The sequence below is a fragment of the Pontibacterium sp. genome (genome assembly GCF_041587635.1).
Lineage (GTDB): Bacteria > Pseudomonadota > Gammaproteobacteria > Pseudomonadales > Balneatricaceae > Pontibacterium.
Window position 1 is genome coordinate 1 of record NZ_JBFGYC010000258.1, and the last position, 5,501, is coordinate 5,501.

A 5,501-nucleotide genomic window follows, 5' to 3' on the forward strand; every position below is an offset into this window, starting at 1 on the left:
ATACCTCACTGAAAAAGTTGGCCGGACAAGGTAACGGCGAGCCAAACGCTGAGCTGAAAGCGAAGATGATGGCTTACTACGAAGGCAAAGATGCAGGTCGTGAGATTATCTCTCCGAAAACCAAAGGCGACTTTGTCATCGCTGAAACCAACGTTGATGATCTGTCCAAGAAGAAAAACCTGGCTGGCAAAGCCTACAAAGGCGCAGTGACGTCTTGGCCTGGCAACATGACCGGCGCAGAAGTACTGGCCTTTATGATCGATAAAGCCTCTTCTGCAAACAAAGGTTACGACAAAGTAAACGGTCTGGACTACGCACAGCTGATCTCCAAGTTCACCATGGGTGCTGTTTTCTACAATCAGGCTGTTGATAACTACCTGGATGAGAAACTGGAAGCCGACACGAAACCAAACAACAAACCTTACAAAGCCGGCAAAGCTTACACAGGCAAAGAGCATGTTTGGGATGAAGCGTTCGGTTACTTTGGTGTTCCAGCAAACACACTGTCTCTGACGCCAAAACAGGCTTACACCGTTGCTAAAGGCAAAGAAGGTGGCCTGACACTGGCTGATGCCAACAAAGATGGCAAAGTCAGCCTGTACAACGAGATGCTGTTTGCACACGGCTACTATGCTGCGGCAACCGACAAAAGCGGCAAGACTAACTACCTGCACACCATCACTGAAGCATTCATCGATGGCCGCCAGCTGATCACTGACGCTAAAGGCGAAGCCCTGAGTGATGCAGAACGCACCCAGCTGAAAGCTTACGCTGCGACTATTGCCGAGAACTGGGAAAAAGTCATTGCAGAAGCCGTCTTCAAATATGCTGGCTCCACCTACAAAGATATCGAGAAGCTGAACGCTGCGCTGGATGCTAAAGAAGATATCAGCAAAGTGATGCGTGGCTATGCCAAGCACTGGGGTGAACTGAAAGGTTTCGCCATGGCCCTGCAGGTGAGCGGCAAAGATCTGGGTGCTACTGGTGTACAGCTGAACCGCCTGATCGGCTTCGGTCCAGTCCTGCTGGGTAACACTCAGGTAACCGGTATCGATGCTGACGGCAACTACGTACAGAGCAGCACCGTGACTCTGGACGAATACATGTTGCAGATGCTGAAAGTTCAGCAACTGATGGTTGACGAGTTTGGCGTCGAAGCGCGTAGCAAAGACGTGCTGGCAAGCATGGGCGACCTGATCAAGAAGCTGGGCGAGCAGGCTGCTGAAGCTGAAAACGACTAATTAAGACTGACGTAAGTTCCGCGCTGGCGGAAATGGATGTCTGACAGAACCAGCTATACCGGGATAATTATTAAATCGGTATAGCTGGTTTTTTTGTATTAACAGGTATCATTCTGCTGATGGAAACATTTTTCACTGACTACTTCACCGACCTGTATAGCAGCGTGTATGAAACCGTATTAAACCCGCGAAAACGGGTATTTTTCGGTTATATTTTGCTGGCATTGATCATCGCAGGCATATGGCTGAAATGGCGTAAAAACATGCGTGCTTCAATGATCGCCAGAAGTCTGTTTTCACCGCGTGTCTGGTGGTCCACCTCTGCGAAAGCGGATTACCAACTGCTGCTGATCAACAAAGCGATCTTACTCGCCATCGTTCCGTTACTGATCACCAAAATCGCACTGGCGACAATCATTTTTCAACAGCTCTACGAACTGATCGGTTCCCGCCCCCTACCTGGTAGTCTTCTGCCTGATTGGGCTGTCCCTATTTGCTTTACACTGTTTCTGTTTGTGCTGGATGACTTTGCCCGCTACTTCCTGCACATGCTGATGCACCGCTGGCCCTTTCTTTGGGCATTCCACAAAGTGCATCACTCCGCTCGTACGATGACACCGTTTACCGTGCTGCGCACCCATCCAATTGAAGGCCTGCTGTTTACACTGCGAAGCATTCTGGTTCAGGCAGTCAGTATTGGCGTATTCCTGTTTTACTTCGGCGATCAGGTCGACCTTATCACTGTGCTGGGCGTGAACTTTGCGGTCTTCATTTTCAATGTCACCGGTTCTAACCTGCGCCATTCTCATATTGCTATTCACTACTGGGAGTGGCTCGAACGTATCCTGATATCACCAGCACAACACCAGATCCACCATTCCACGCGCGTACGGCACTTCGATAAAAACTTTGGTGCAGTGTTAGCAATCTGGGATTGGATTGGTGGCAGCCTCCATCTATCAGAGCCCAAGACCGAACTACGATTTGGTGTTTCGGATACAGTGGAGGCCGATGAGCAAACACTGAAGACATTGTATCTAATACCGTTTCAGGAATGCTGGCACGCCTTACTCGGCAGACGTAAAAGCTAAACACCTGCCAGGAACGATGGTCACAAAGTTCTACACTACTCATACGAGCTTAACATTCGGCTCCTGACGAGCAGACCAAAAAAAACCGCTCAAATGAGCGGTTTCGAAAGAAACCCGGTGGCCGTGTACCGGGCAAATCACAACAATGCAGCCCCTGACCCGCCTTACAGACGGATCAGAACGTTCTTAATATCTATATACTTTTCCAGCGCATGCAGGGATTTATCACGCCCGTTACCGGAGGCTTTAACGCCACCAAACGGCACGGTCGTGTCACCTTCGCCCCAAGTGTTCACCCACACCATACCGCTTTCCAGCTTACGGCTGACACGATGCGCACGCGACAGATTCTGCGTCCAAAGCGCAGCACCCAAACCATAAATTGAGTCATTCGCCAGCGCGATGGCTTCCTCTTCGGTTTCAAACTCGCATACCGCCAGCACCGGACCAAAGATCTCCTCTTTTACAAAGGTCATGCCGTTATGTGCATTATCGACAATTGTCGGCTTAGCGAAGAAGCCTTTACCTTCCTGATACTCAGGCACACCACCCACCACAACATGACCACCCTCGTCCTGAGCAGAGCGGATATAGCGCTCAACGGTGGCGAGTTGCGTGCCATCCACCATAGGTCCCATAGTGGTACTTGGATCAAGCGGATCACCCGCCTGAAAACGCGACGCCTCTTCCACCAGCGCGGCCATAAACTCTTCTTTGATGCTTTTCTCTACGTACAGACGAGAGCAAGCGATACACACTTCACCCTGATTGGCGAAAATTGCGCTGGCGGCACCCGCAGCAGCTTTTTTAATATCCGCATCGGCAAACACCAGGTTCGGAGACTTTCCGCCCGCTTCCAGCCATACCCGCTTCATGTTGGATTGACCGGCATATTCCATCAGCATACCTGCGACACGGGTCGAACCCGTAAAGGCCAATACGTTGACATCCATATGTAACGCCAGCGCTTTACCCGCAGTATGACCAAAGCCCGGCACAACGTTTAGCACACCATCCGGCATACCCGCTTCAGAGGCCAGTTCTGCGAGGCGCAATGCACTCAGAGGGGACTTCTCAGATGGCTTCAGAATGACCGAGTTACCGGCCGCCAGTGCCGGAGCAATCTTCCAGCTCACCATCAACAATGGATAGTTCCAAGGCGTGATCGCACCCACAACACCCACAGGCTCATGACTGATCATCGCCAGAGTATCTTCACCCGTTGGGGCAATTTCACCATAGACTTTATCGATACACTCAGCCGTCCAGCGGAAGCAGTCGATTGCATCCGGCACGTCGATATTGACCATCTCGCTGATGGATTTACCCATATCCAGCGTATCCAGCAACGCGAACTCATCTTTATGAGCTTCGATCAGGTCAGCCCACTTCTGCATGATCTGTTTACGCTGGCGCGGGTGCATTTCAGACCACGCACCCGATTTGAAAACTTCACGTGCGCAGTCGACGGCAATATCCACATCGGCGGCATCACAACTGGCAACATTCGTCAGCAGTTTTTCGGTAGCGGGGTTGATCGATGGAAAGGTCTCACCGCTCACGGCAGGTTGAAACTGTCCATTAATATAGGCCTGGCCGTGAAATGTCAGTGTTTCACTCTGTGCCTGCCACTCGCTATAGCTTTTCATTATTAATATTCTCCTGCTAGTTACCGGGAACCGACGAATGCGTCCGAGGGTTCCTTATTAGCCGGAGTCTACGCAATCGGCACTTTGCAGAGATATACACCCGAGTAGGTAGGAGTAAACGCGCAGCTCAGCTCAATTCACAATCGTCTATAAACCCTTCTGTCTACCTACTAGGACATACCTACTCAACGGTATATAAAGCACCCTCTCAAGTTCACGAGAATGTAATCCTCACGTAAAAAATAAGAACGAGGAATAGAGATGAAAAAGGTTCTAACAGGTCTCACTCTGGCGGTTGCTATGGGTAGCGCACAAGCTGCAGAAATTTCTGGCACCGTTGGCTTCACCAACGACTACCGCTTCCGCGGGATCTCCCAGTCATCTGGTGATGCCGCCATTCAGGGCAGCCTGGACGCCGCCTTCGACAACGGTATCTATGCGGGTGTCTGGGGTAGCAATGTGGACTTCGGCGCTGGCGAAGATGCTCACCTGGAAGTGGATTACTATGTGGGTTACGGCGCCGATATCAACGATGATTTCAGCTACGATCTATCCCTGAACCACTACACCTATCCGGGTTACAGCTCCGATGCTGATTACACGGAAGTGATGGCTGGCCTGTACTACGGCGATCTGGCTCTGACCCTCGCCTACTCCAATGACTTCTTCCAGACCGGCGAATCCGCAAGCTACGTAGCAGTGGATTACAGCTATGGCCTGACCGATGAAATCAGCCTGGACCTGCATGCGGGTCACTCTTTCGGTGACTACTGGGGTTCTTCAGACATCGAAGATTACGAAGATTACTCCATCGGCATCTCCGGCTCTGTTGCTGGCCTAGACCTGTCTGTTGCATACCTGTTTAACGATGTAGAAGACGCTGACGAAACAAATTCCGATGCTTTCCGCAACGACGATACACTGCTGCTGACAGTTTCTCGTTCATTCTGATCAACACCCTAAAGGCCTGTTTGTTGACTGACATACAGGCTTTCAGCGCTGTAGGTATCCCCTTCTTCGTACAGCGCCACCCCGGTTTCTTCAGTCATGGGGTCTCCTATCCCCTGCTCGTATAATGCTTTGCCGCCTGCCGTACCGGGCGGCTTTTTTCTGCTTATCCAGGTGACCAAATTCACTGTGCCACAACACGGGCTACCGGCAACCTTATCTCCTACGATGACAACGAGCCACCCACAATGACGACAAACCCACTCCCCACCATCCCTGTGGGGTAGCCTTCAGGCTACCGGCAGGCTGAAGCCTGCCCTACATACATAAACCCATTCCCCGCAGCAGCGACTCCCCGGCAAGCCAATCACCCGCAATGACGACGAACCCACTCCCCACCATCACTGTTGGGTAGCCTTCAGGCTACCGGCAGGCTGAAAGCCTGCCCTACACACATAAACCCATTCCCCACATCAGTGACCACCCGACAGGCCAATCACCTACGATAACAACAAACCCACTCCCCAACATACCTGTAGGGTAGCCTTCAGGCTACCGGCAGGCTGAAAGCC

The 5,501-nt window shown here is 51.5% G+C and carries 4 protein-coding genes; 3 read left to right on the forward strand and 1 reads right to left on the reverse strand.

Annotation, left to right across the window (positions count from 1 at the left end; all coding sequences use genetic code 11):
* Together ABYW01_RS12865 and ABYW01_RS12870 are read left to right on the forward strand one after the other, a co-directional pair.
* Positions 1 to 1,241, forward strand: a 1,241-nt coding sequence (locus ABYW01_RS12865) for a DUF4856 domain-containing protein (RefSeq protein WP_372833288.1), incomplete at its 5' end; no start/stop codon positions are given.
* Positions 1,242 to 1,360: 119 nt separating this feature from the next.
* Positions 1,361 to 2,332: a sterol desaturase family protein gene (locus tag ABYW01_RS12870; protein WP_372833290.1), complete on the forward strand. Its 972-nt coding sequence runs from the start codon at positions 1,361 to 1,363 to the stop codon at positions 2,330 to 2,332.
* Positions 2,333 to 2,496: 164 nt separating this feature from the next.
* Here ABYW01_RS12870 and ABYW01_RS12875 read toward each other — a convergent pair whose 3' ends face one another.
* Positions 2,497 to 3,981, reverse strand: coding sequence for an aldehyde dehydrogenase (locus ABYW01_RS12875; RefSeq protein WP_372833292.1), 1,485 nt, complete (start codon positions 3,979 to 3,981; stop codon positions 2,497 to 2,499).
* A 261-nt stretch (positions 3,982 to 4,242) separates the two neighbouring features.
* Here ABYW01_RS12875 and ABYW01_RS12880 point away from each other — a divergent pair, with 261 nt between their 5' ends.
* A complete protein-coding gene (locus tag ABYW01_RS12880; protein ID WP_372833295.1) occupies positions 4,243 to 4,932 on the forward strand; it encodes a TorF family putative porin in 690 nt (229 codons plus the stop codon).
* Positions 4,933 to 5,501 lie beyond the last annotated feature (569 nt).

Coding starts and splice junctions, on each gene's coding strand:
- ABYW01_RS12870 (WP_372833290.1), top strand. CDS start 1,361: ATGGAAACATTTTTCACTGACTACTTCACCGACCTGTATAGCAGCGTG.
- ABYW01_RS12875 (WP_372833292.1), bottom strand. CDS start 3,981: ATGAAAAGCTATAGCGAGTGGCAGGCACAGAGTGAAACACTGACATTT.
- ABYW01_RS12880 (WP_372833295.1), top strand. CDS start 4,243: ATGAAAAAGGTTCTAACAGGTCTCACTCTGGCGGTTGCTATGGGTAGC.